This is a genomic window from Enterococcus sp. AZ091 (assembly GCF_051714805.1).
GTDB lineage: Bacteria > Bacillota > Bacilli > Lactobacillales > Enterococcaceae > Enterococcus_D > Enterococcus_D gallinarum.
Map to the genome: position 1 here is coordinate 182,835 of NZ_JBIOSO010000001.1, position 25,677 is coordinate 208,511.

At 39.4% G+C, this 25,677-nt stretch carries 23 protein-coding genes; 3 read left to right on the forward strand and 20 right to left on the reverse strand.

Going from position 1 to position 25,677, the window contains the following annotated elements; translation table 11 throughout:
• Positions 1-100: 100 nt before the first annotated feature.
• Positions 101-2,107 (reverse strand): methionine--tRNA ligase, encoded by a 2,007-nt coding sequence (metG, locus tag IGJ28_RS00805; RefSeq protein WP_003128586.1) that lies wholly within the window; start codon positions 2,105-2,107, stop codon positions 101-103.
• Positions 2,108-2,291: 184 nt separating this feature from the next.
• On the opposite strand from metG, the gene IGJ28_RS00810 reads away from it, so the two are divergent.
• Both IGJ28_RS00810 and IGJ28_RS00815 read left to right on the forward strand, forming a co-directional pair.
• Positions 2,292-2,561, forward strand: a complete 270-nt coding sequence (locus tag IGJ28_RS00810; protein ID WP_005472766.1) for a hypothetical protein — start codon at positions 2,292-2,294, stop codon at positions 2,559-2,561.
• Between the two features lie 45 nt (positions 2,562-2,606).
• Positions 2,607-3,437 carry an NUDIX domain-containing protein gene (locus IGJ28_RS00815; protein WP_060813097.1) on the forward strand — a complete coding sequence of 277 codons (831 nt, stop codon included), beginning with the start codon at positions 2,607-2,609 and terminating at the stop codon, positions 3,435-3,437.
• Between the two features lie 198 nt (positions 3,438-3,635).
• On the opposite strand, the gene IGJ28_RS00820 is transcribed toward IGJ28_RS00815, so the two are convergent.
• The 5 genes from IGJ28_RS00820 to opp3b are packed head-to-tail and all read right to left on the reverse strand — an operon-like array spanning position 3,636 to position 8,670.
• A complete protein-coding gene (locus tag IGJ28_RS00820; protein WP_003128583.1) occupies positions 3,636-4,673 on the reverse strand; it encodes an RNA-guided endonuclease TnpB family protein in 1,038 nt (345 codons plus the stop codon).
• A gap of 16 nt (positions 4,674-4,689) precedes the next feature.
• Positions 4,690-5,625 carry an ABC transporter ATP-binding protein gene (locus tag IGJ28_RS00825; protein WP_003128581.1) on the reverse strand — a complete coding sequence of 312 codons (936 nt, stop codon included), beginning with the start codon at positions 5,623-5,625 and terminating at the stop codon, positions 4,690-4,692.
• A 14-nt stretch (positions 5,626-5,639) separates the two neighbouring features.
• Positions 5,640-6,692, reverse strand: coding sequence for an ABC transporter ATP-binding protein (locus tag IGJ28_RS00830; protein WP_029487296.1), 1,053 nt, complete (start codon positions 6,690-6,692; stop codon positions 5,640-5,642).
• A complete protein-coding gene (gene opp3C, locus IGJ28_RS00835; protein WP_003128579.1) occupies positions 6,692-7,729 on the reverse strand; it encodes an oligopeptide ABC transporter permease in 1,038 nt (345 codons plus the stop codon). The genes IGJ28_RS00830 and opp3C overlap by 1 nt, the downstream gene beginning before the upstream one ends.
• Positions 7,729-8,670: an oligopeptide ABC transporter permease gene (opp3b, locus tag IGJ28_RS00840; protein ID WP_003128578.1), complete on the reverse strand. Its 942-nt coding sequence runs from the start codon at positions 8,668-8,670 to the stop codon at positions 7,729-7,731. Before opp3b ends, opp3C begins: the two co-directional genes overlap by 1 nt.
• 82 nt (positions 8,671-8,752) lie before the next feature.
• Between opp3b and IGJ28_RS00845 the strand changes: the two genes are divergently transcribed.
• On the forward strand, positions 8,753-9,088 hold the full coding sequence (locus IGJ28_RS00845; RefSeq protein ID WP_003128577.1) for a DUF3899 domain-containing protein: 336 nt from the start codon (positions 8,753-8,755) through the stop codon (positions 9,086-9,088).
• Positions 9,089-9,320: 232 nt separating this feature from the next.
• Here IGJ28_RS00845 and IGJ28_RS00850 read toward each other — a convergent pair whose 3' ends face one another.
• From IGJ28_RS00850 to IGJ28_RS00915, 14 genes are all read right to left on the reverse strand, one after another.
• On the reverse strand, positions 9,321-10,982 hold the full coding sequence (locus tag IGJ28_RS00850) for a peptide ABC transporter substrate-binding protein (RefSeq protein ID WP_003128576.1): 1,662 nt from the start codon (positions 10,980-10,982) through the stop codon (positions 9,321-9,323).
• A 482-nt stretch (positions 10,983-11,464) separates the two neighbouring features.
• Positions 11,465-11,788, reverse strand: a complete 324-nt coding sequence (locus tag IGJ28_RS00855) for a hypothetical protein (RefSeq protein ID WP_021149088.1) — start codon at positions 11,786-11,788, stop codon at positions 11,465-11,467.
• Positions 11,789-12,025: 237 nt separating this feature from the next.
• Positions 12,026-12,673: a pyroglutamyl-peptidase I gene (pcp, locus tag IGJ28_RS00860; RefSeq protein WP_081131449.1), complete on the reverse strand. Its 648-nt coding sequence runs from the start codon at positions 12,671-12,673 to the stop codon at positions 12,026-12,028.
• A 30-nt stretch (positions 12,674-12,703) separates the two neighbouring features.
• Positions 12,704-13,624, reverse strand: a complete 921-nt coding sequence (locus IGJ28_RS00865; protein WP_003128573.1) for a DUF979 domain-containing protein — start codon at positions 13,622-13,624, stop codon at positions 12,704-12,706.
• Positions 13,625-14,308 (reverse strand): DUF969 domain-containing protein, encoded by a 684-nt coding sequence (locus IGJ28_RS00870; RefSeq protein WP_103300327.1) that lies wholly within the window; start codon positions 14,306-14,308, stop codon positions 13,625-13,627.
• Positions 14,309-14,647: 339 nt separating this feature from the next.
• The gene (rlmN, locus tag IGJ28_RS00875; RefSeq protein WP_367178295.1) at positions 14,648-15,712 is read right to left on the reverse strand and encodes a 23S rRNA (adenine(2503)-C(2))-methyltransferase RlmN; all 1,065 of its coding nucleotides are present in this window, start codon (positions 15,710-15,712) and stop codon (positions 14,648-14,650) included.
• A gap of 262 nt (positions 15,713-15,974) precedes the next feature.
• The gene (locus IGJ28_RS00880; protein WP_260281646.1) at positions 15,975-16,271 is read right to left on the reverse strand and encodes a hypothetical protein; all 297 of its coding nucleotides are present in this window, start codon (positions 16,269-16,271) and stop codon (positions 15,975-15,977) included.
• On the reverse strand, positions 16,271-16,642 hold the full coding sequence (locus tag IGJ28_RS00885) for a type II toxin-antitoxin system PemK/MazF family toxin (protein ID WP_003128565.1): 372 nt from the start codon (positions 16,640-16,642) through the stop codon (positions 16,271-16,273). The genes IGJ28_RS00880 and IGJ28_RS00885 overlap by 1 nt, the downstream gene beginning before the upstream one ends.
• A gap of 9 nt (positions 16,643-16,651) precedes the next feature.
• Positions 16,652-17,773, reverse strand: coding sequence for an alanine racemase (gene alr, locus IGJ28_RS00890; RefSeq protein ID WP_081131397.1), 1,122 nt, complete (start codon positions 17,771-17,773; stop codon positions 16,652-16,654).
• 53 nt (positions 17,774-17,826) lie between these two features.
• The gene (gene acpS, locus IGJ28_RS00895) at positions 17,827-18,183 is read right to left on the reverse strand and encodes a holo-ACP synthase (protein ID WP_003128562.1); all 357 of its coding nucleotides are present in this window, start codon (positions 18,181-18,183) and stop codon (positions 17,827-17,829) included.
• Between the two features lie 352 nt (positions 18,184-18,535).
• On the reverse strand, positions 18,536-20,044 hold the full coding sequence (gene cshA, locus IGJ28_RS00900; RefSeq protein ID WP_003128560.1) for a degradosome RNA helicase CshA: 1,509 nt from the start codon (positions 20,042-20,044) through the stop codon (positions 18,536-18,538).
• A gap of 489 nt (positions 20,045-20,533) precedes the next feature.
• On the reverse strand, positions 20,534-21,829 hold the full coding sequence (locus tag IGJ28_RS00905; RefSeq protein ID WP_170081052.1) for an ISLre2 family transposase: 1,296 nt from the start codon (positions 21,827-21,829) through the stop codon (positions 20,534-20,536).
• A 377-nt stretch (positions 21,830-22,206) separates the two neighbouring features.
• A complete protein-coding gene (locus tag IGJ28_RS00910; RefSeq protein WP_170081053.1) occupies positions 22,207-23,670 on the reverse strand; it encodes an arylsulfatase in 1,464 nt (487 codons plus the stop codon).
• 261 nt (positions 23,671-23,931) lie between these two features.
• Entirely contained in the window at positions 23,932-25,287 is a 1,356-nt protein-coding gene (locus tag IGJ28_RS00915; protein WP_431408337.1) for a PTS sugar transporter subunit IIC, read from the reverse strand.
• Positions 25,288-25,677: the final 390 nt, after the last annotated feature.

A 25,677-nucleotide genomic window follows, 5' to 3' on the forward strand; every position in this document is an offset into this window, starting at 1 on the left:
CCTCATGATCATCTCAATAAAGACCATTATACAAAATGTTTCATTCGGTTGCAATTTCATTTTCTGAAAAAAGAACAGAAATGATTAAATACTGTCTCGCTTAGGCAATGATTGATCCATTAGGCATTCCCTTTGGAGCTTCAACAATTTTTAATCGTCCTTCGGTATCTTCCGCGGAAAGGATCATCCCTTGACTGATTTGCCCCCGCATCTTACGTGGTTTCAGATTAGCTACGATTACGACTTTCTTACCAATCAAATCTTGCGGCTCTGGATAAAACTCAGCGATTCCTGACAAGATTTGTCGATCTTGATCATCACCCGCAGCTAAGCGAAATTGAAGCAGTTTATCTGCTCCTTTGACTTTTTGACAGTCGATCACTTCAGCTACTTTCAATTCGATCTTGTCGAAATCATCGTATTTGATCTCTGTTTTTTCAGAAGCAAGAACCGTTTCTTCTGGGTTCCATTTGACTGTTTCAGCAGTGCTTTGCGTTCCTTCCGCCATTTTCTTCTGGATATAAGCGACTTCCGTCTCTAATTCCAAACGAGGGAAGATTGGCGTTCCTTTAGCCACTACTTTGGTATCACTAGGAAATTCACCGAAGCGCAAGTCTTTCAAGTCCATGGCTTCTGAAGTTAAGCCTAACTGATGGAAAATATTTGCCGGTGTTTCGGTCATGATCGGTTGCAGCAAGATTGCTACGATTCGCAAGCTTTCTGCAAGATGGACCATCACACTGTCTAATTCTGCTTTTTTCTCAGGATCTTTGGCCAATACCCACGGTTGTGTTTCATCGATGTATTTGTTGGCACGAGAGATCAACGTCCATACTTCCGACAATGCAGTACTGAATTCCATCTTGTCCATTGCTTCATGGTAGCGACCTACGACGTTGGCTGCGGTTGTCGATAACTCACTATCGTAAGGAGTTACTTTTGAGGCATATTTAGGAACGATTCCTTCACAATACTTATTGATCATAGCGATAGTGCGGTTTAATAGATTACCCAGGTCATTGGCTAGATCATAGTTTACCCGGGAAACAAAGTCTTCTGGTGTAAAAACGCCGTCACTGCCAAAAGGCACTGCCCGCAGCAAGTAGTAGCGCAAAGCATCCAAGCTATAGCGCTCAACAAGCATCTCTGGATAAACGACATTGCCTTTAGATTTCGACATTTTGCCGTCTTTCATCATCAGCCAACCATGACCGAAGATTTTTTTAGGCAATGGCAAATCTAATGCCATCAGCATGATTGGCCAATAGATCGTATGGAAACGAACGATTTCTTTCCCAACCATATGAACATCTGCCGGCCAGTATTTTTGGAACAATGAATCGTCATCGGAACCATAGCCTAGTGCTGTAATATAGTTTGATAAAGCATCGATCCAAACATAGACCACATGTTCAGGACTCGCCGTTACTGGAATCCCCCACTTGAAAGTTGTTCTGGAGACAGCTAAATCTTCTAAACCTGGCTTGATGAAATTATTGATCATTTCATTCTTACGGGATTCAGGTTGGATAAATTCTGGATGCTCATCATAATATTGCACCAGACGATCTGCATACTTGCTCATGCGGAAGAAGTACGAAGACTCTTTTACTAATTCTACTTCGTGGCCGCTTGGTGCTTTCCCACCGATCACATGTCCTTCTTCATCACGATAAACTTCTGCCAATTGCGTTTCTGTGAAGTATTCTTCATCAGAGACAGAGTACCAGCCTTCATACTCACCAAGATAAATATCTCCTTGGTCCAATAATTGTTGAAAGATTTTTTGGACTGCCTTTTTGTGATAGTCGTCCGTTGTCCGGATAAATTTATCGTAGCTGATGTCCAATGTTTTCCACAATTTTTTGACATCGGCAGCCATTTTATCTACATATTCTTGTGGATCAACACCTAGTTCTTCCGCTTTTTTTTCGATTTTTTGCCCGTGTTCATCAACACCAGTCAAATAAAACACATCAAAGCCCATTAGACGTTTATAACGTGCTACTGCGTCGCAAGCTATCGTTGTATAAGAATTTCCGATATGCAATTTGCCGCTTGGATAATAGATTGGCGTCGTAATATAAAATGTTTCTTTTTCAGCCATGGGCGTACGTCCTCCTTTTCACCTGTAAAGTGTATACTAAGGTAGTATACCATAATTTTCTGTGAGTTTTTCCTTTTTTCTTTTGCCCAAATTGATGAGATAATTTTACTATCAGCTCCTTTTGGTTTATGAGCTGTTTTTTTGCTATAATAGGAATGAACGTTTGAAAGAGAGGGTTTTTCGCTTGAAAAAACAACAACAGCGCTTCATGATCTTAGCTGTTTTAACGATCATCCATTTGATTTTTTCTAGTTTTTATTTGTATTTTTACGGCTATTTCAATGGGCAAAATCTAGCTAGCTTCTTTGTGGTCATCACATCATTGCTTCGTTATGGGTTCCTGCTATGGATCGCTGTGTGGGGATATTTAGCCATGAAGCACACACAAAAAGCGGCATTCTTCTATTTAGCACTCTTTTTTATCAATTTGATTTTTCCCTATTTTTTTAACTAATCCATCATCATTATTATTTCATCATATCAGGAGTAGGAGACAGGAATGAAAGAATTCACCTCAAAAACAGCAGAAAAAGAGTATTATGAAAAAGAAGCTTCTGAAGCAGAATTTTTAACTTGGTATCGCAGTCAGGACCAGCCAAAATATGAGAAGCCTTCTGTGACAGTCGATATGGTCTTGATGTGTTACAACAAAGAAGAAGAAGAACTGAAGATTGCACTGATTCAGCGAAAAGGGCATCCCTTTCGAAATTCTTGGGCTTTACCGGGTGGTTTCGTCAATCCGAATGAGTCAACTGGTCAAAGTGTCATTCGCGAGACGCAAGAAGAGATCGGCGTAACCATCTCAAAGCAAAACATCGAACAACTCCATACCTTCAGCACACCAGGGCGAGACCCGCGGGGCTGGGTCATTACGGTCAGTTATCTCGCTTTTATCGGCGAAGAACCTTTGAGCGCTGGGGATGATGCCAATCAAGTCCGCTGGTTTTCATTAGAGAGAAAGGCGAACCAAATCTTTTTATCTAGTGGCGATGTTGAGATTATCTTGGACCTAGTCTCGGGACAATCTGTCGGTAAGGATACATTGGCTTTTGACCATAGCGCGATTATTTTGAAAGCATTTGAACGAGTGGCAAACAAAATGGAACACGAACCACAAGTACTGCTGGTTCTCGGCGAAAGCTTCACGATCACTGAAGCACGTAAAGTCTTCGCTAAATTTTTGGGGATCGATTTTAAATTGATTGACCATTCAAATTTCAAAAAAGCCATGCTTCAATATTTCACGGAAATCGGTGAAAAGCCCGTCGGTATTGGACGACCTTCGAAAATCTATGAATTGAATGCTGATGTGCTTGGCGACAAAATGTAGGCCGTGCAAAGAGGCTGCAACACAAGCAAACAAGAACCGAAACGATAGACGAATCACTTTCAGCTGAGCATAAAGCCAGCGTCTGTGGGTTTGTGTATCGTTTGGGTATTTTTTGTTTTGCCTGACGTCACAGCCTCTTCGCTGGTTAATCATAATTAGTGAGCAGAATTCCTAGAAACAAAAATCCAAAGATTTTTTCTATCCCCTAGGCGATCCCTGGCGCTCCTCCCAGTTCGTTTCACTTTCGATTACACGCAACATTTGCGTCATTTTTTGACACTCTTTGGCCGACAAAGAAATAAATCGGACTTCTTTGCCGTACCACTCTGCTTTGTACGTGATTTTACGAATAAACTGATGCCAGTCGCTGACTGAAAAATTCCCTGTAGATCTACAAGTCTCATCGATCAGCCGTTCCAAAAAAATCGTATCGTATTGTTTGACCAGATGAAAGGTTACTTGATCGATGTATTCTTTTTTTTGATCACGATGCGCTCGATATAGCTGAGAAACTTTTCCTTTTTGTTTTTGATAATTACGAGCATGACTAAGCACCATTTTTTTTCGTTTGACAGCTTTTGCTTTCACATTTAGTTTTCGTTCTGCACGGGCCAGCCTTTGTTGAGATTTGATGGCATTGGTACTGATAAAGGGTAACTGTGCATTGGCCTCTACCAACACTTCTGGATGATAAACCAAGGCAATCTTTCGTTGGTTCTTCGGCAAGGGCTGAATTTCTTCGATGCAAAGAATCGAAATATAAAATTCAGTATTGTTTCTTGCAGAAATCGTCGCCGATTTAATCTGACCATTGATTGGCCGATGACGCTTGACTGCAACGAATGATTTCAATTTAGGCAATTTCAACTGATCATCGACCAAGTAGATCGTATGTTGTTGATTGTTTGTCGTATACGATTGCCAAATATTCTTTTTCGTCTTCAGTTTAGGAAAGCCTGCTCGCTTTTGAAAATAGTTGCGAAAAGCCCGTTCCAAATTGCGCTGGGCGTTGGCCAGTGCCAAACTGTCGGTCTCTTTTAAAAAAGGATACTCTTTTTTTAATTTTGCAGGTGTTAGTTTTTCTTTTTCTGCATTTGTAGTAAGTTCTTCCATCTTTGCTTTTAGCAATTGATTATAGGTGAAGCGTACGCAACCAAACGTTTGGATAAAGAACTGCTTTTGTTCCTCTGTAGGATAGATCCGAAATTTGTATGCTTTTAAAACACTCAGTTTCATCTCCTCCTAAACAGGTCTACCCCTTTTTTTGTGCCAATTTTTTCTGATACTGTGCCGCTTCTTCCTTCGTAGCATAAATAAAATGCCCCTCTGCGATTTCTTCCATGGCACGAGGCTTGTCATCTGTTGGTTCGCTGACGTATTTGATGCGCTTCCGTTCTCGTTCATGATCTGGGTCTGGCAGTGGAATCGCCGACAAGAGACTCTCTGTGTACGGATGGACCCCATAATGATAGATTTCATCACTAGAACCTACTTCCAAAAGTTTACCATTATGCATCACACCGATGCGATCGCTGATATGTTTGACCATTGATAGGTCATGGGCAATGAATAGATAAGTCAGCTTATGTTCTTGCTGTAAATCTTGCAGCAAATTGACGATTTGGGCCTGAATCGAAACATCCAGAGCCGAAATCGGTTCATCACAGATGATGAACTTGGGATCTACCGCTAGTGCTCGGGCAATCCCAATCCGTTGCCGCTGTCCTCCGGAAAATTCGTGGGGATAGCGAGTTCCATGACTTGGGTTTAAACCAACAGTTTTCAACAAATCATCTACGCGCTGGTTGCGTTCCTTTTCGTTTTTTGCCAATCCGTTGATATCGATCCCTTCAGCAATGATATCGCGAACTTTCATTCGAGGATTCAATGATGCATACGGATCTTGGAAAACCATTTGTACTTCTCGACGGAAATCAGCTAAATCTTTTTTGCCTTTGATTTTCATGACATCTTGTCCATCAAACAAGATTTCTCCTGCCGTGGGATGATTCAGTCGAATGACCGTTCGACCAGTCGTTGACTTCCCACTACCGGATTCTCCTACTAGTCCAAAGGTTTCTCCTTCATAGATCTGAAAGGAGATATCATCTACAGCCTTGACTTCGTCTTTGCGGCCGACATTAAAATATTGTTTTAAGTTCTTTACTTCAAGCAACACTTTCTCCAATGGGTTCTCCTCCTTTATACAGATGCCTGTCTAGTTTTTTCTTGGAATTTTTTCCAACGAATCAAGATTTCATCCGGAGGGGTAACCTTAGGAGCTTGCGGAGCTAAAAGCCACGTAGCTGCTTTATGGGTCGGTGAAACATCAAAGAATGGTGGTTGCTGTTCGGCATCGATCTGCAAAGCAAACTCATTTCTAGGATAAAAAGCATCCCCAGTCGGCGGATCCAACAAATCTGGTGGTGAGCCAGGAATCGCATAAAGACGATCCCCCGTCCCCTCCAAGGTAGGCATGGAACCTAACAGCCCCCAAGTGTAAGGATGCTGTGGATTATAGAATATTTCTTCTGCTGTTCCCACCTCTACGATTTTGCCGCCATACATGACGGCTACCCGATCTGCCACGTTTGCTACTACTCCTAAATCATGGGTAATAAAAATGATCGATGAATTGATTTTTTGTTGGATATCTTTCAACAACTCAAGGATTTGGGCTTGAATCGTTACATCCAGTGCCGTAGTCGGCTCATCAGCAATCAGGATCTGTGGATAACAGATTAATGCGATGGCAATGACGATCCGTTGCCGTTGTCCCCCTGAAAATTGATGCGGATAATTTTTCAAACGCTTCTCAGCATTCGGAATCCCTACCAGATTCAAAAGATCCAAGGCTTGTCGGAGTCCTTCTTTTTTACTAAGTTTGTTATGTTTCATCAAAGATTCGGCCACTTGTTTGCCGATGGGCATCGTCGGGTCCAGAGAAGTCATGGGATCTTGGAAGATCATCGCAATTTCTTTTCCGCGAATCTTTTGTAGTTCTTTCTCAGATTTCTTGAGAATATCCGTTCCATTGAATAGGATCTCTCCATTATCTATATTGGCGTTACTAGCTAATAATCCCATGATACTGCGGGTAGTTACTGATTTCCCACTACCGGATTCGCCAACGATCGCTAGTGTTTCGCCTTTGTATAGTTCGAAACTGACATCGCGGATCGCTTGGACTTTCCCTGCAAAGGTATCAAAGGAGATCTCTAAATTTTTCACTTCTAACACTTTTTCCATAGCAATCACTCTTTCATTTTCGGATCAAAGGCATCACGGAGTCCGTCAGCAAGTAAGTTGAATCCGATCATAATGACCGACAACGTAACCGCCGGCACCCACATTTGGTAAGGCAAGAATAAAAAGGTCTTGTACCCGTCGCTCAGTAACATCCCTAGCGATGCTGAAGGCGGCTTTAAGCCCAAACCGATAAAGCTTAGAAAAGCCTCGAAGAAAATCGCTGATGGGATACTGAACATCATTTGGACAATAATCACACTCGAAATATTCGGCAAGATATGCTTCATCGCAATCTTCATACGGCTCTCACCTAATGTCGTAGCAGCTAGCACAAACTCTTGATCTTTTAATTTCATTGTTTGCGCGCGAACGATCCGAGCCATTGGAATCCAGTTGGTGATAGCCATCGCAGCTACGATCGAAAAGATTCCTGGTTTGAAGACGACCAGCATCAAAATCATCACCACTAGATTCGGAATCCCAGAAAGGATCTCTAAGAAACGTTGCATGATATTATCCACTCGTCCCCCTAATAAACCGGAAATCAATCCATAGGTCACGCCAAAGATGATATCTAGCAAAGCGGCAATAAAGGCAATCAATAGCGAGATTCTCGTTCCGACAAATAAACGGCTCAACAGATCCCGTCCTAGTCCGTCGGTTCCTAGTAGATAGTAAGTGCCTTCTGGAACATTGGCAGCAGCATATTTATCAACCAATTCACCACCAACCATTGCATACCCATTTAATCCTGGGAGATTGAGTCCGGGAATTTTGGGAGGCAGATTCGTGAACTTCACGTTTTGCGCAGTAGGGTCATGGGGAGAAACAAAGATCGTAATAATCGAGATTGCAATAATGATCAGCAATAGTACGATCGAAAATACAGCTGCTTTGTTTTTCTTCAAACGGCGCCATGAATCTTGGAAAAAGGTCAGCGATGGCGCAGCAATTGCTTCTCGTTCTTCTTTGGTATTTTTTTGTAACGGCTGAAATTTGGCTGCATCAATGGCAGCTACTTGATTGATTGTTTTCTCTTCCATTAGCCACGGCTCCCTTCTGACACACGGATACGCGGATCAACGATACCATACAAAATATCTACCACTAAAATCACAAATACTAACATGGCAGAGTACAAAATCGTGACTGCCATGATTGTTGGATAATCATTTGTCATGATTGATTTTACGAATTGTTCGCCAATCCCCGGAATCGCAAAAATATTCTCAACAACTAATGAACCCGTCATCAATCCAACGGCTAAAGGTCCTAACAAGGTAAGCAGCGGGATCAAACTGTTCCGCAAACCATGCTTGAAGGCGATCTCCCAGCGGCTCAGCCCTTTGGCACGAGCCAACTCAACGTAATCACTGTGGAGCACCTCGACCATCTCGGTTCGAATAAAGCGGGCAGAGTCTGCCAGTGGCGACATGGCTAATGCGATCGTTGGCAAAATCGTGCTTGCAAAAGTTTCCCATTTGGCGATTGGCAAGACACCTAATTTGATGGCAAAAATGTATTGCAGCAAAACGGCAAAGACAAAGTTCGGAATCGAACGTCCCAAGATCGCTACTAGCGTTGACGTCGTATCAATCCATGTATTTTGTTTCATAGCGGAGATCGTCCCTAAAATGATACCGAAAAAAGTCCCAAAAATAATTGCCTGCAGCCCCAATTGTAAAGAAGGACCAATCCGACCAGATAATAGATTCGCTACCGGTTGATTTTTGAATTGGAATGAAATCCCAAAGTCGCCTTTAACTAAATTCGTCAAGTACAGCCCATATTGAGTAATCATCGGTTTATCTAAACCTGCTTGTTCATTCAATAAGGCAATCTGTTCGGGACTCAGTTTTTCTGCATTGGTATAAGGTGTTCCTGGTAAAAATTGCATTAAGAAAAATGTGATCGTGGCAATCAACCATAAGGTCAATACCATATAGAATATCCGTTTCAATAAATATTTCAAAAAACCGTTCACGCGTCTTCCCCCTAGGTATTTTGACTTCTTATCAATAATTATGTAAATTAAGTAGTACGAATCATTAAAAAGGAGTCAACTTATGCGGATAAAAAAAAGTAGTGGGCTGATCGCCCTCATATGTACCCTTATTTCCATTAGCTGGTTGTTTTTCAAAAAGGAATTGACCCTGTCAACTATCTCGGATGCACTATTTCTTTGGGCTTTATTCTTCTTGATCATCGGCGGTTTTCTTTGGGTCTTTGCCTCTGGCTTCTTTGATCATTTCCAATATTCAATGAAAAAAGCTTTTTCCAAGAATAAAACCGATTACCTTAAACTCTCCGATGTTGGTAAACAAAGCTACGGCTTTTGGCTATGGCCAGGAATTTTTTTACTGCTACTTTCTTTGCTCTTTTTATTAATCAATACTCTTTAATTTAGTAACCTATCGTTTCGTGTCTTTTGTCGACTGCCTTTCTGCTTTAGAAAAAAAAGCCGGCTGAGACTGTATTCAAGAGAAGATTTCCATACGTGACAAATAGTGAAGCACTTGGCATTTTGGAGAAGCAGCAGCTTCTCCATTTTTGTTATGCCTGTTATTCCAGCTATTCATCGATAATCGTCATCTTGTATCCAGTTACTGTCCCAGCCGCTAGGCATTCAAGTGGTTATTCAATCGATGTCCACTTGTAATCGTATTGTGCGCCTGCTGCATGAGCAACGACACCTTTTACATTTGGTGCACGTAAATGAGCTTCTGCTTTTTGGTAAACTGGGATTACTCCTTGTTCACTCATGATTAGTTTTTCCGCATTGACTAAATCTTCCCAACGCTTTTCTGGGTCATTGACGTTAGTCGTACTTGCCGATTTAATCAAGGCATCATACTCTTCATTGCTCCATTGACCACGGTTATATGAGTTGCCAGTCGTGAATAAGTCTGTAAAACTGCTAGCATCTGCATAGTCAGCTCCCCAACCACCCATCAACATATCAAAGTCTCCAGCGTTGGAACGATCCAAACGAACAGAGAATGGTACGGGGCTTAACGTTACTGTCAAACCATCCAATGTTTTTTGCAATGTATCTTGTACATATTCAATGATTTTCTTCGTAGAATCTGTATCAGAGGCTAAGATATCAAATTCAAGAGAATCGATTCCCAATTCTTCTTTAGCTTTTTCCCAATGCTCTTTGGCTTTGGCCTCATCATATTCTAAAACACTGCCTGCTGATTTAGTAAAATCAGTATTGTCGGATGGGCTAAAGGTCATGCCTTCTGGTACTAGACCTGTCGAAGCAATTGAGCCGTCCCCTAAAATCGATGTCACTAAAGCGTCACGATCAATGGCATACGAAATTGCTTTACGTAAATTTTCATTGCGGAATGGTGATTTTTCATCGCGTTGATTGACTTCAAAATAATAGGTCGTTGCTTCTGGTTGAGAGACAAACGCTTCATCATTGGCCATTTGCTGTGCAAGTTCCCCTGTAAGAATGACATCATCAGCTTGACCATCTTGGAACAAGTTCAATGCAGTCGCTGATTCTTTAACAACACTCACATTGATGGTTTCTAATTTCACTGTATCTTTATCCCAATACTGATCATTCTTTTCGTATGCCCATTCGGTATCGGTTCCTGGTCCATCAAATCCGGTAAGAACAAAAGGTCCATTATAAACGGCATTGTCGCTCGTTGCCGCATATTGATCCCCGTGTTCTTCAACAACCGCTTGACTTTGTGGGAAGAAAGATGGGAATGCCAGCAAGTAGTCAAAGTAAGGAGTGGCCTTTTCTAATGTGATCTCTAACTCATGATCGCCAACTGCTTTGATTCCTAATTCAGACGGATCTTTCTCTCCGGCTGTGATAGCTTCCGCATTTTTTACTGGTGCGTACAAGTAGGCATACTCTGAAGCCGTCTCAGGCTTGACTGTTCGTTGCCAACCATAGACATAATCAGCTGCTGTTACAGGTTCGCCATTTGACCATTTTGCGTCATCACGCAATTTGATCTTATAAGTCAATCCATCTTCACTGACTTCTGCTTCTTCTGCTGCTCCAGCTGGCTGCGGTTTGCTGTCAGCGTCTAAGCGGTACAACCCCTCATATACATTATTTAGCGCACTGAAACTGATTGTATCTGTCGCAAGGGACAAATCGGCACTTGGCATTTCTTGTTGAACCACAACATTGAATACCTGTTCCGCATTGCTTTCGCTGCTGGCAGCTGATCCGCTGCTTGAATTATTTGAACCACCTGTGGTACAGCCTGCTAAAACTAAGCCGCACACAGCAACCAATCCATATGCCCATTTATTTTTCATCCTGAACTACTCCTTAATTGATTTAATTTTCAGAATAATCGCTCTTTTCTGAAGTTAGATTAGATTTTAATTAATAATTATTAAAAAAGCAATCTTTTTTTGCAATTTTTAGCATTAAAAAACACGATAAAAGACAATAACTTTGAAGAATTTCTACTAAATATTCCTAGAAAACTAATAAATATGCTACTTTCATCTTCTTCTCATTTTTATTTTAAAGACCATTTTTTCTTTTAAAAAAAACAAAAAGAGTTGTGTCATAAGTTTAAAAAAACAAGCATATATCCGAACAATCAATGAAAGACACTCACTTTACAGCCGTGTCTTGTCGCTAATCTTGATGATTCTTGCGACCTTCATTTTTGATCATTCGGATATCATTTGTTTTAACTTATGTTCCAACTCTTGACTAGTTTTAAGAAACATCTTAGCCACTATAACTGTCTGTGTCCGTTTTGACAAGCAATGTTCAACTAGAAGACTTAAGAAACTAGCGATTCTCCGCCAGCAGCAACAACTTCGTCTCGCAAAAAGGCAGTCAAACGCTCACCTATTTGTTCATCTGGATGACGGGGATCAACTAAGCTGATCTCTTGCTGCCAGATAGTGTCGCTTTTTTGGAAGGCACTCACAAAGCCGACCAATTGCTCACCTTCAATAGCTGCAATGACAACTTTATTCGGCTGCAGTAATTCTTCTGCTGTCCGCTGCTCTTTTTGATAGGTAGACGGATAAATTAGAACGGCTAAGTCGATCAGCTGATCACGTAAAATATAATTCTCTCTATCAAATTCAGTAATGATCATGATTTGCCCCCTTCGCATTTCGCGTGTTCCACTAGATGAATTCTATCAATAAATCGATAAAAAGACGAATAAATGACTTTCCGCGCTTCATACTTGCTCGTTACTTGAAATAAATAAGACCAGACAACATCGGCCTATTCTCGCAAGCAACCTATCCTCTTACAAGTTATATTCCTAGTTGTCTGATCTATCTATCGTTAAATCAATTCGTTTTAATTGACAATCTGTTCGTGCCGCTTAATGAATGGCGCCCCCGATTGCTTTGATGTCTTCTTTTCCTTGATAATCGACAATCGCACCGATTGCCGCTTCCAATCCTTTCGCAATATCTTGTAAGCTCATAGCCGGTTGACCAGGCTTGTCAACAACTTGCTCTGGAATGAATGGGACATGAATGAAGCCCCCTTTAAGCGTTGGGTATTTTGTATCGATCATGTATTGTACTTGATACATGATGTGGTTGCAGACAAATGTACCGGCAGTATTTGAAACAACAGCAGGAATCCCGGCTTCTTTCATCGCAGCTACCATTGCTTTGATCGGCAACTGACTGAAATAAGCAGGTTGGCCTTGAGGCTGGATGGCTTCATCTACTGGTTGATTGCCTTCGTTGTCTGGAATACGTGCATCATCGACATTGATCGCCACTCGCTCAGGTGAAATAGCAAAACGTCCGCCTGCTTGTCCAATATTCAAAACAACATCAGGTTGGATCTCTTCAATTTTAGCTTGTACAACTTCAGCTGATTTGCCGAAAACAGTAGGAATCTCTAATTTAACTATCTTTGCTCCGTTGATTTCTTCTGGTAATAATTTAACAGCTTCCAACGCTGGGTTGATTGCTTCTCCGCCAAATGGATCAAATCCTGTGACTAAACATTTCATATTGATCATCCTTTCTATTCCTTTTTACCACTAAAATGCCCAAAAGTACATCAATCCGATATGGATCACAATTAGCAGCACGGCAATCGGTGCTTGGGTTTTGATTACTGCATTCGAATTTTTCATCTCGAGTAATGCGACGGGTAATGCATTGAAATTGGCTGCCATCGGTGTCAACAATGTTCCGCAAAAACCGGCAGTCATCGCCAGTGCTCCTGCTACAACGGGATCTCCCCCTTGAGCGATTACGAATGGGACACCGATTCCGGCAGTAATGACAGTAAATGCCGCAAAGCCATTTCCCATGATCATTGTAAATAAAACCATGCCTAAACAATAGGCAATCACACCAATCAAACGATTGCCTTCGGGTACTACACCTGAAATACCATGGGAGATCACTTCTCCAACACCAGCAGCATTAAAAATCACGCCTAGAGCCGCTAGTAATTGTGGCAAGATACCAGCAGTACCGACTTGTTGGAACATACGATCGGAATCATCCAGCACTGTTTTTGGTTTAGCAGAGGTCAATACCATTGCTAAAATCAACGCCAAAACAGAAGCGATCCCGATCCCAACTTGTCCGCCTAAAGGTGTGTAGGAAATCGCAACTGCGATGACTGCTAGCGAGATACAAGGGATAAAAATCTTACTGCCGATTCTTTCGGCGGCTTGTTCTGCTTTTTGTTCATCGACATCCACGATTTTACCAATTCGAACTTGCTTGAAGAACGTCAATACACCCATACAAATAATGATGATCCCATCAATGATGTAAGGAATAAAGTTTCCGAAAGCAAAAACGATACCAAGTAAAAGCCAAAATGTTGCTGTACCCAGTCGTGTTGGATGGGTCGCATCTTTAAAGACTCGAACAGCAGTCATGATTGACAAGAGACCGATCAAAATATAAAAGAATTCTAAAATATTATTGATGATTGCTTCCATTTACTTTTCCTCCTTTTCGCCATATTTTTTAGACAATTTGCGATCGAAAGCCAGATTTGAAAGGGTAGCAATGACTAAAACGATCAGCGCGATAGGGATTGAAGCCTGTGCAATTGCACTGGCGGCTACGTCATAACCCAATGATTTTAACGTTCCAGTGATCAATAAAACACCCGAAGCCGCCACAAACGTATTTTGGGCAAAAAAGTTCCCGTAGTTCTCATTAGCTGCCGCCCGAGCTTTGATTTTTTCCTGATCTGCTTCTTCTAGTTCGCCATACTTGTTCTCCGCTGCGGCTTGCGCCATTGGGTTAACGATTGGACGAATAAATTGCGTGTGTCCTTGGATCCGAATCGAGAAGAAACCTGCTAGTTCTCGAATAAACAAATACAAACTTAAAAACTTGCCTGGGGTCAATCCTTTGATTTTTTCAATCAAAACAACGGCCTGTTGTTTCAATCCAAAGCGTTCTGAGATTCCTACCATTGGTAGTGTGAGTAGGAATAAGGTCACGAGACGATTGTCTACAAATGCCTTTCCTAACATTGATAAGAAATCAGTAAAATCTATCCCCGAAACTAATGCGGTTGCTAATCCTGCGATCAGAACAACGGCGATCGTGTCGAGTTTCAGCAAAAAGCCGACAAGAATTACCAAAATACCAATCAATTTGATCCATTCCATGGAATCATCCTTTCATCATGTGTGTTATTTTTATTTCTATCAATTCTTATAGTATAGACGATTTTTCAAGCCATGAGTATCGGAATTTTGAAAAAAACCAGAGAAACCGCTTTCCTTTGTTGTTATCCAAAACAATTTTTTTCTGAAATAAAAAAATCAGCAAAAGCAGGAACCGCACCCGTCTTTGTCTCAGATCTGGCCTTTTTCAGCGGTCTGTCAACAAAGAGTGCCGTTCACCTACTTTTCTGATTTTGAAAAAACGGTCTTCTGTACCGTTTTTTGATAAAAGTCTGTTCAATGAGCGACTTTCCCGCCTTCATGGTCAGACTTGATTTGATTCTAGGCAGTGACTTGCTTTTTCATCTGTTTGCTACGCAACTGACCGCAAGCTGCATCGATATCCGTCCCATGTTCTTTACGAATCACACAGTTGATACCATTTTTCTTCAAGATGTCATAAAATGCTAAAACATCTTCTTTCTTACTGCGAGCATACTGATCATGTTCACTGACAGGGTTGTAAGGAATCAAGTTCACATAAGAAAGCTTGCGTTTATTCTTGAGCAATTCGACCAATTGCCGCGCATGCTCTGGTCGATCATTGACATGATCCAGCATGATGTATTCAAACGTGATTCGCCGATTGTTTTTTTCCAAATAGTAGTCAATAGCTTCCATTAGTTTTTCAATCGGGAAACTGCGGTTGATCCGCATCATCGAAGTTCGTACTTCATTATTTGGAGCATGGAGTGAAATCGCAAGGTTCACTTGTAAGCCATTTTCAGCAAACTCTTTGATTTTATGAGCTAAACCACTGGTTGAAACAGTGATATGGCGCGCACCAATCGCTAGTCCTTTCGGATCATTGATAATCTGCAGAAACTGCATGACATTCTCGTAATTGTCAAAAGGCTCGCCGATTCCCATCACCACCACATGGGAGACACGTTCTCCAGCATTTAATTCATCGAAATAATGTTGCACCAGCATGATCTGAGCGACAATTTCTCCAGCAGTTAGGTCTCGTTGTTTTTTTAGCAGACCGCTCGCACAAAATGTACAGCCGATATTACAGCCGACTTGTGTCGTCACACAGACTGACATACCATATTCCTGACGCATTAAGACGGTCTCAATCATATGATTATCGGGTAACTGGAACAAATATTTGACTGTGCCGTCGCTGGCTTCTTGCAAGACGATTTGTTTCAAAGGATTGATCACAAACGATTCATTTAACTTAGTTACCAATGATTTAGGCAAATTGGTCATTTCTTCAAATGTCGCTACTCGTTTCTCATATAACCATTCCCACACTTGATGCGTGCGGAATTTCTTTTCTTCTTGCTCAGTCATCCACAAAGATAAGGACTCTTTGGTTAATCCATAAATTGAAGGTTTCACATTGCTTCCTCTTTTCAAAATAGTCGCTACATACTATAACTGAATTTTGCGTATAAAGCAACTCATCTCCGAGGCTTGTTGAAAGCAGAACTACGAATGCAACACTCTGATCTCAGAATATAAAAAAAGATAAAAGACTGAACGATCTTGTTCTAGACACTGGGCTCTTTTTCCTAATTTATCGTTTCTGCTAAAATTTTCCCTGCTAATGCAAAAAACTTTCCTCACGTATCACATATAGTGATGGAAAGTTTTTTTGTATTCACGTATTGAATTCAATGACTTTGCCATCTTTCGCGACTAATTCGCCACGTTGCGGTGGGCTTGTGTGCAGGTAAAGCTGCAATGGCATCTCCAATGTCAATGTCTTTTCTCCTTGCTGAAAGACACCATAGTAACTTGCTTTTTCCTGATCTTCATATGTATGGCTCAATAAATAATACCCTTTTTCAACGTCTTCTTGTTTCTTTTTAGTTTCCCGTAAAAAGCGCCGCAAGTGTTGATAAGTATAAAATAAAAATAGTATCAGTGTTGCCGCTAATAACAAATATCCTAGCATCATGAATGAATCGACGACGTGGAATAAGCCGTCTCGACTCCCACACTGATCATTAATGCCGCATCGACTTCACACATGATTGATTCATCTAGATGACAAACCTTCTCCTTTAGTCGACTTTTGTCGATTGTCCGAATCTGCTCCATCAAGATCACTGAATCTTTACCGATCCCTGTACAAGTCGCTGAGATCCCAATATGGGTCGGCAGTTTTGGCTTAGCCATTTTAGCCGTGATCGCGGCAATGATCACCGTTGGACTAAAATGATTGCCTAAATCATTTTGAATCACTAATACTGGCCGAATCCCTCCTTGCTCCGATCCAACGACCGGTGACAGATCGGCAAAATAAATGTCTCCCCTTTTTACCATAGGACCACCCTAACTTTTATATTCTCGCGGCACCCTTGCAGAAAGCGTGCATGCCACTTCATAATGAATCGTCTCTAATTGTTCCGCTACTTTTTGCATAGTGATGCACTGTCCGTTATCTTCGCCGATCAATGTGACTTTTGTTCCCGCAGGAAATGACCGGGGTAAACGGATCATCAGCTGATCCATACATACACGACCAACGATTTCACAATACTCACCAGCTACCAATAAAGAAAATCCTTGCATTTTTCGCAACCAGCCGTCCGCATAACCAATCGGTACCGTACCGATCCATTCTGCTTGCGGCGTGATATATGTTTCACCATAGCCAATTCCGGCTCCTTTTTCAAGTAATTTCACTTGGACCAATTCAGAAACAAGAGACAAGGCTGGTTTCAATGGATATGTTTCTGGCAATGCCGTTCCTGAAGGATTCAATCCATACATCGCAATGCCATAGCGAACCATGTTCCCTACGGCTTCTGCATGCCACAAAGCAGTAGCACTATTGCCGGCATGGACATACCTTGGCAATTCAGGCAGACATGCCAATGCGGTTTGAAACCGTTGATTTTGTTCTTGCCAATACGTATCATCTGCTTGATCGGCTGTCGCAAAATGGGTGAAAATCCCTTCCCATGTGAACAAAGACTGCTCTTGGAGCCATTTGACAGCCGAGAGTAACTCTTCATTAGAAATAAAGCCAATTCGCCCCATTCCTGTATCAACTTTCAAATGGACCTTCAGCGGATTGGTGACAGGATTTTTTTGCAAGAAAGCAGCCGCTTCTTGCAACCACTCGTTCGTGCTTACTGGAAATGAAAGATTGTAGTAGCTCAGCAAACCGATATCTGCCACAGAAACGATCCCCAACACCAATATTGGTTCACTGAATCCAGCTTCCCGCAACTCGATACCTTCATCGACTGTCGCAACACAAAAACCGGAAGCGCCCCCTTCTAGAGCTGCTGTTGCTGTCTCAATAGCCCCATGTCCGTAGCCATTTGCTTTGACCACAGCAAATAAATCCGTTGCCTTTGGCAAACGCGCCACTTCATTTTCAACATTTTCTTTGATTGCCTCTAAATTTATAATGGCTTTCGTTGGTCTATGGATTGAAACGACCATTCCACTTTCCTTCTTTCTCTAGTGATTCCCTTAACGAATCGCTATCTCTGGCATTATTCATTCTCCAACAAGATTTGCGCAAAGGCAGTCTCATTGGTATGAGTGATACTGACAAACGTCTGATGTAGAGGGTGAGGTGCCTTTGTAACAACGGGCGCTCCAGCCTCGTTGGTCAGAACTTCGATATCTTGAAAAGACAATTTCCCAATTCCTGTTCCCCAAGCTTTCGAAAAAGCTTCTTTACAAGCATACCGTCCCCCAAGAAATTCAATCTGCCTTTTTTTTGGCAGCTTGAAAAACAGTTCAGATTCCTTCTCAGTTAAAATACGCTGAATAAATTGCGGTTTGTTTTCAATCAATTCTTTGATGCGGGCTAATTCTACTGCATCGATCCCGATACCTTTGATCATTTTCTATCCTTTTCTGTTCAGCAAGAACCTTTATTCCATGACTGTTCATTACGATTTTATATCTATCTATTAAATACATCAGCTGCATTTATTTTAGTTTCATTCTACCAAAAAAAAAGGGAATTACCACTCAAAACTAAAGGGTTTAATGGATGGTTAAGAAATTTTTGAGAGGCTCGTTCTCCAGTTTTCCTTGACTATACCGTCTTTTCTCAAAAAGGGCAAAAAAATATCCGAACAATGATCGATCACGCCAAGTGGCCTCTTGGTCAGTGGCACACATTGGCAGGTTGATCGAAAAAAGTTCAGATAATTTTGTGTCGAAAAAGGTGCTGAAAGCGACCTCTAAGGACTAGTCTTGATTGTTGCGGATAACGAAGCCGCGTTTTTTGTCATTGCTGCGACGGTTATTTTTGCGAGCGCCGTCTTTGCTGTAATTTCCTCGAGCTTTGCCGCTGCGGTTGCCGCCGTTGTCTTTACGGTTACGGTTGTTGCTGTTGTTGCTGCGACGACCATTTTTATTGAAAGATTTCTTTCCTTGCGGTAATGGTCTTTCTGGTGTGATCTTCACAGGGACAAGATCAGATGGATCTTTCGCGATTGTTTTAAGAAGCAAAGCAGCCAAGTCTTGTGCTGAGTAGCGTTCCAATAAATCATCTGCAGCTTGGAGGTATTTATCCAACCCGTTTTCATCCATTTTCACTTCTACTTGTTCAATTGCTGCACCTAATTGCCCCTTAAAAGCTTCTTTTTCGGTTGGTGGACGCATTGGTGACATCCGTTTTTTAGTTAGATTTTCAATAACATGCAAATAACTCATTTCGTTTGGTGTAACGAAAGTTACGGAGATTCCGCCTTTACCTGCACGGCCCGTCCGTCCGATACGGTGAACATAACTCTCTGGATCTTGAGGAATATCATAGTTGTAGACGTGAGTCACACCAGAAATATCTAATCCTCGAGCTGCAACGTCTGTAGCAACCAAAATATCTAAATGACCGCTCTTGAATGATCGTAATACGCTCATTCGTTTTTGTTGAGACAAGTCTCCATGGATCCCTTCCGCTTTGTAGCCTCGAGCTTCTAGTCCTCGTGCCAATTCATCGACACGACGTTTTGTCCGACCAAAAACGATCGTCAACTCAGGTGTTTGTACATCCAACAAACGAGTCATAATATCGAATTTTTCATAGTCTTTTGAACGAACATAATATTGATCGATCAAATCAGCCGTCATTTCTTTCGCCTTGATTTGAACATGTTCAGGGTTTTTCATGAATTTTACACCAATGCTCTTGATTGCAGGAGGCATTGTTGCTGAAAATAGTAAGGTTTGACGTTCTTCAGGTACTTGGCTGATGATCTTCTCGATATCTTCCAAGAAGCCCATGTTCAACATTTCGTCTGCTTCATCCAAAACAAGTGTTTCCACTGTACCAAGTTTCAATGTGTGGCGGTTGATATGGTCTAACATACGTCCTGGTGTACCGACAACGATATGGGGACGATCTTTTAGTTGACGGATTTGACGACCTATATCCGCACCACCGTAAACCGCTTGAACCCGGATTTTTTTGTCTTTTCCTAAACGATATAGTTCTTCTTGGGTTTGGATCGCTAATTCCCGAGTAGGTGCAATCACTAATCCTTGTAGTTGGTGATTTGCTGGGTCGATTTTTTCCAACATTGGCAAGCCGAATGCTGCTGTTTTTCCGGTACCGGTCTGTGCTTGACCGATGACATCTCTTCCTTGCAACGCAAGGGGAATTGTTGCTTCTTGGATTGGTGTTGCTTCTTCAAAGCCGGCACGCTCAACAGAAGTCAATAATTCGTTTGATAATTCTAGATCTTTAAATTTCAAATGGATCCTCCTAATTTGGTCATCATCATGATGCCTGTTTTCTTTAATCGAAGCGTACTTTCTTCAGAAACACAAGAGCAGTCCCATCTCTTATCTTTCTCTTGTTACCGAAAAACCGCTTCACGAAGGCATTATAAAAGGCTAAAACAAATCTTTCTGTCTCAGCCATCATTTTATCTCAAAACGTCAATGTTTATTTACAGTAATCATTCTGTGCTTCATCTTTCGGCATTAAATAAGTATAGCACAGAATGAAAATTTCAGCAAGATTTCACGCTTACTTGTATGTGTCTGAATTTTAGTTAGGTGCTAATCTGATAAGAATTTTAGAAGTTTTTTAGAGGATTTTGAAGAAATTCGTTTTCATTTTATTGTGCAAAAAATAAAACTAAATAGTTTTATAACCTATTGTTATTACGAGTGTACCTCTTTTTTAGAAAATTGCAATAGTTTTGTTTGATTTTTTTGCATATAAGTTCTAAATTCTTTTTATTTTATTATTTTTCGAATTTGATCCACCCGAATACGAGTTAAATCTTTTTCTTCTCGTCCCTTTTTTAATTGTACCCTTGGCTGATCCAGTAATTCAAATTGGGCGTACTCTTCCCGCCACTTACCAAAAAAGAGTTCTCTTAACTGATCTTCCTTCACATCTACAATCATCCTTCCCATTGTCTCACCCCCTAATGCAGACCAATACATCCCTTTTTTCTTCATACGATTGGCAATCTTTGATTGCTGTGACTCCATAATCCCAATTCCATCACTAGAAAAACCATAGGTTTTAGGTGATTGGGTATACACAAAATCACGCAAAAATTTCTTGCTAAATTGTTCAAATCGAATCATTTCTTCCTCCGTCTCAACGATTGATTCGATCGTCTCTAACACCAAACGAGCTTCTTGCTTATTATGTGTAGCGATTGCCTGAAAGAAACGTTCTTGCAGTGTCGGAGGATAGCTCTTAAAAAAGTCCTTAATTCGTTCATTCAAATGATAGCGATCCCAAAAATGAAGATGCTTGCCAGAAAATCCACCAACAAGTTCTTTAAAAACATACGGAGTATATCCTTTTCCCATATCAGAATTTGTAATCACCATCGTTTTCTCCCCTAATTCATAGTGATTATAGATATAATCCACAACTTCTTCCCGTGCTTTTTTATTACTCATTGATACAATCTCATGTTTATCTATTAATTGTTTTCGATTGCGATATTCTTCCTCACAACCTCGATGGATTACAAAATGAGCCAACTCAGCGGTCTGTTCCCCTTGACGATTCGTTTTAATTCGAATCCCGTCTCCTTCAATGTATAAGACCGGCACTTTTTGACGTTGGTTCATTTGGTTTTCCTCATAATAACGATAGACTTCTCGTTCTTGATAATACTGTCCTGCAAGCTGTACAGCCTTGCTAACCGTATCCTTTGTGATATAAATACCTTTCAAAAGGTGAAACGTTCTTACAACTTCACGATAAGGCATTTTTGTCGCTAGTTCTGCCACTTGCAACAATAATTCCATCGAAAAACGAGTATATTTGGGTAACCCTAATACTTCATCTACTGGATATCGATACTCATGATTCCATCGATAACATTTTCGAGAAAAAGTAATTTCACCAAAGGTGAAAATCACTGTCCGCTGAGCTGTTTTCACATATTTCCATCCTTGTGCTTGAACTTCCATCCCTACTTTTCGTTCAATCGCATGGAGCTTTTCTAGAAACCGTTCAATCGCTTTTTCCTGGTATTCTCGTTCAAAATCTAATTCGTTAAACATAGGCAAATTCCTTTACTGTCTTTCTTTTTTCTTCTAGTATAGAAATCCTGTATTTTTTTACCAAATCTTTTTTTGTTCTGCTCAATCATCCGAAAAGTTTTTTTTAAAGACTCATTAAAAAAGGAGAAATGGTTTAATATTGACTACTTTTCCAATCAAAATTCATCCAATTTCGTCCACACATAAAAACGTGCGTTTTTTTTGTTTCGTACGCTACGCGAACGAAACTGACTAAACTCATAAAAAAGCTGAGCTAGAATGAGGTTCATCCTAACTCAGCTTTGATTTTGCACAAATTGTCAGTCCCTACTGACAAAAAGCCAGTTTTGTTTATATCTGAATATATTTTGATTCTTTATAAAATCTTCAGTTTTAATTTATTTCTTACTATTTAAAGTTGAAACAATATTTTCAATACCTACTTGAATTAACTGTCCATCTTTAACAAATCCTTCTTCTCTATCTTTTAAATATCCTACTAATTTATGTTTCATTTCAGAAATGATCGATTCGTATTTTTTATCATAAAATAGGTTTTTCATCTCATTTGGATCATTTATCATATCAAATAATTGATACGTATTTTTTACGGGAAACCATATAAATTTCCATTTCTCCGTTAATATATACTGACTAGAATCAATACCTAAACTATGCTCCCCATGAATTTCTTGCCGCCACCCCTCATAATGTCCATAAAGTAATTGTTTAACACTTTTCCCATCTGTATCAACACATTGTTCTAATGCTAAATCAACTAGTGAAGGAAATATATCTTGTATTTTTACAAGTTCTTTGATGGTATGATTTTTAGCCGAAATAATATTTCCTGGATCATAAATAAATGATGGGATACGGATACTTCCTTGATAAGGATACCCCTTTCTAAATAAAAAATGTTCTCCTAATTGATCTCCATGATCTGAAATAAACCAAATGATTGTATCTTTGTCATGTCTAAATTCTTTTAAAGCCATTAAAAATCGATTAATTTGATGATCTATGTGAGAAATAAGTCCATAATATCCAGCCAACATTCTTCTTTGATCGTCCTTTTTTAATTTTCCTCTTAAGGCACAAATATCTGGAACATTATGTTCCAGTTCCAATTCCTCCCAATTACCAATATACAAATCTATAGTGTCTGGCAATCTATCCATATACATATCAAAATAATATTTTGGTGGATTCAATGGAGCATGAGGTTTCTCAAATGATAATTTTAAGAAAAATGGTACTGTAGGATCTTTCCGTCTTAAAAAGTTTATTCCTTCTGAAACCACCCAATTTGTTGGATGAAATTTTTCAGGATACATCCATGGTCGTGCTTCCCACGAATTGCAATTTAACCCATCATCAATCAAATCTGCATCTGAGCCCAATGATTCTTTTAGAAACATTAAGTAATCACTAGAGTATTCAAACTGCTCTCCATATCGTTTATCATATTTTCGATCAACATGAAGATACCCATCATGCAATAGTACATGATCAAATCCCAACCGTTTTCTTGAAGGATACACATGCATTTTCCCAATACACTCAGTTTGATATCCCTGTTCTTTAAAAACTTCTGGAAGTGTATTTTTAAAATACCATGGAACCTCATCTTCATAACCTACCCTTCCCGAAGTTTCTTGATCTAATCCTGTCAGTAATGCTGCTCTTGCTGGAACACAACTTGGAACAGGCGAATAACAATTCTCAAAATTATATCCTTGACTAGCCATCATATCTAATGTAGGCGTACTAATGAATTTATCTTGACTATTCAAAGATAACGCATCTGCCCTCATCTGATCTACTACAATTAAAACAACATTGGGTTGATCCTTTTTCATATTAAAAACTCCAATCATTAAAATAATCAAACAACCTCTCTTGATTTAAGAAATTAAAATTTCCTTTTGAAAGGATATTTTTTTGTGATGAGCAAAAATTTAAATGGAATAACAATTCTTTATAGCGGATGATTGATTACTTAAGAACACTTTATACTAAAATAAACCTTGATATCAAAAATCTCTAAATTTTTTGTCAATATAAAATGTTATTCATTAAATTTCTAAATACTGTAAATAACTATATCTTCTTTTTACTTATCAAACAGTTTCATTATTAGCCATCTTTACAAATGGTAAATAAATCAAGGTAGCTAAAATTAAATTGATTATTGATAAAATAATTGATCTCCAATCAAATCCTGTCGAAAAGAATCCATATAAAATCGGTGGCATCACCCAAGTTACATTTTGTGTTACTGGAGATACTAATCCTAAATCTGTTGCTAAATATGCAAGCCCAGCCATAATTACAGGACACAAAATTTTAGGTATAAATAAAATAGGATTTAATACAGTAGGTAATCCGTACATCACCGGTTCTCCTATATTAAAAAGGCATGGAACTATTCCCAATTTAGCCACTTCTCTATAATGACCATTTTTTGATACCCAAAAAATCGCAATTAATAAACCTAAAGTTGCATACCAGACAAACGATCCGTATGATACACTTGTCCAAACATAAGGAATAGTTTCATTGTTTTGATAAGCTTCTAAATTAGCTAATAGAGCCACTCCAAATACACCTTCCATAATAGGTGCCATAACATTTCCACCATGAATACCGAAAAACCAGAAAAATTGAACTAAGAAAGCAACTAATATAACAACAAAAAAACTTTGGGAAAGTCCTAACATAGGGCGTTGTAATATTTCGTAAATTACATCTGTTAAAATTTTTCCTGTTATTCTATTTAACAAAAATGTCAAAATAGCAATTATATAAAGAGAAACTAAAGCTGGAATAATTGATAAAAATGGTTTAGCGATAGCTGGAGGAACTGTATCAGGTAATTTAATTGTCCAATTTTTATTCATGAGTTTACAAAAAATAATTGAAGATAAAAAACCTATGATTATTGCGGTAAAATAACCATTTGAATTAATTTGTGTACCAGGCAACAATCCTGATATAGTCACATTTAAACTGTTACCTGTAACTTTTATTCCCTCAACATCAGTAAATAGCGTTGTTAAGTCAATATTATTATTATTCGATAAATTGTAAGTTGAAGTCATAGAATTACTTATAGAAATAATAAATGAAGACAGTGCGACTAGTCCTGAAGACAAAGTATCTGTTTTATATATTTTAGCAATATTTACTCCTAAACAATAAATAAACAGTAAGGAAACAATAGAAATGCTTCCTTTTGATATCAAATTATTTATATCTACTAACCATTGAAAATAATCAGTAATCTTCTCATAGCCAAATTGCATAGGAAAATCTACTAAAAAAGCATTTAATAATATTGCAACCGAACCTGTCATTATTACAGGCATCGTACCCATAAATGAATCTCTTAACGCTACTAAAAATCGTTGATTCCCAATCTTAGTAGCTATAGGTAAAACTTTATTCTGGATTGTATTCATTATTTTCTCACTCATTATGATTGACTCCTTCAAAAAATAATTAGAAAGCGCTATCTAATTATAGTATAGATTTTTTTGACCATTTGAACATGATAATTTGTATTTAAAACATGTCATTTTCTTCATAATTAGTTCTATAAGGAAAGATTTTGGATATCATAATAAATAAATTTCTATTACAATTTTCATTTCCCAATGCAGATATAAATCTCCTCTCCCAACCCCTCTATTCATAATTATATCCTTCAACAAAAACGGATATTTCATATGACAAAAAATTCTTATTAGAAGTAAAATATTATACAGATAAACAGACCCTTTAGACACTAATTTGGTGAAATATCCAAAATGATAAGAGCTCTGAATTTTTGTTTTAAACAACTTTGTTAAAGCAACTTACAGCTA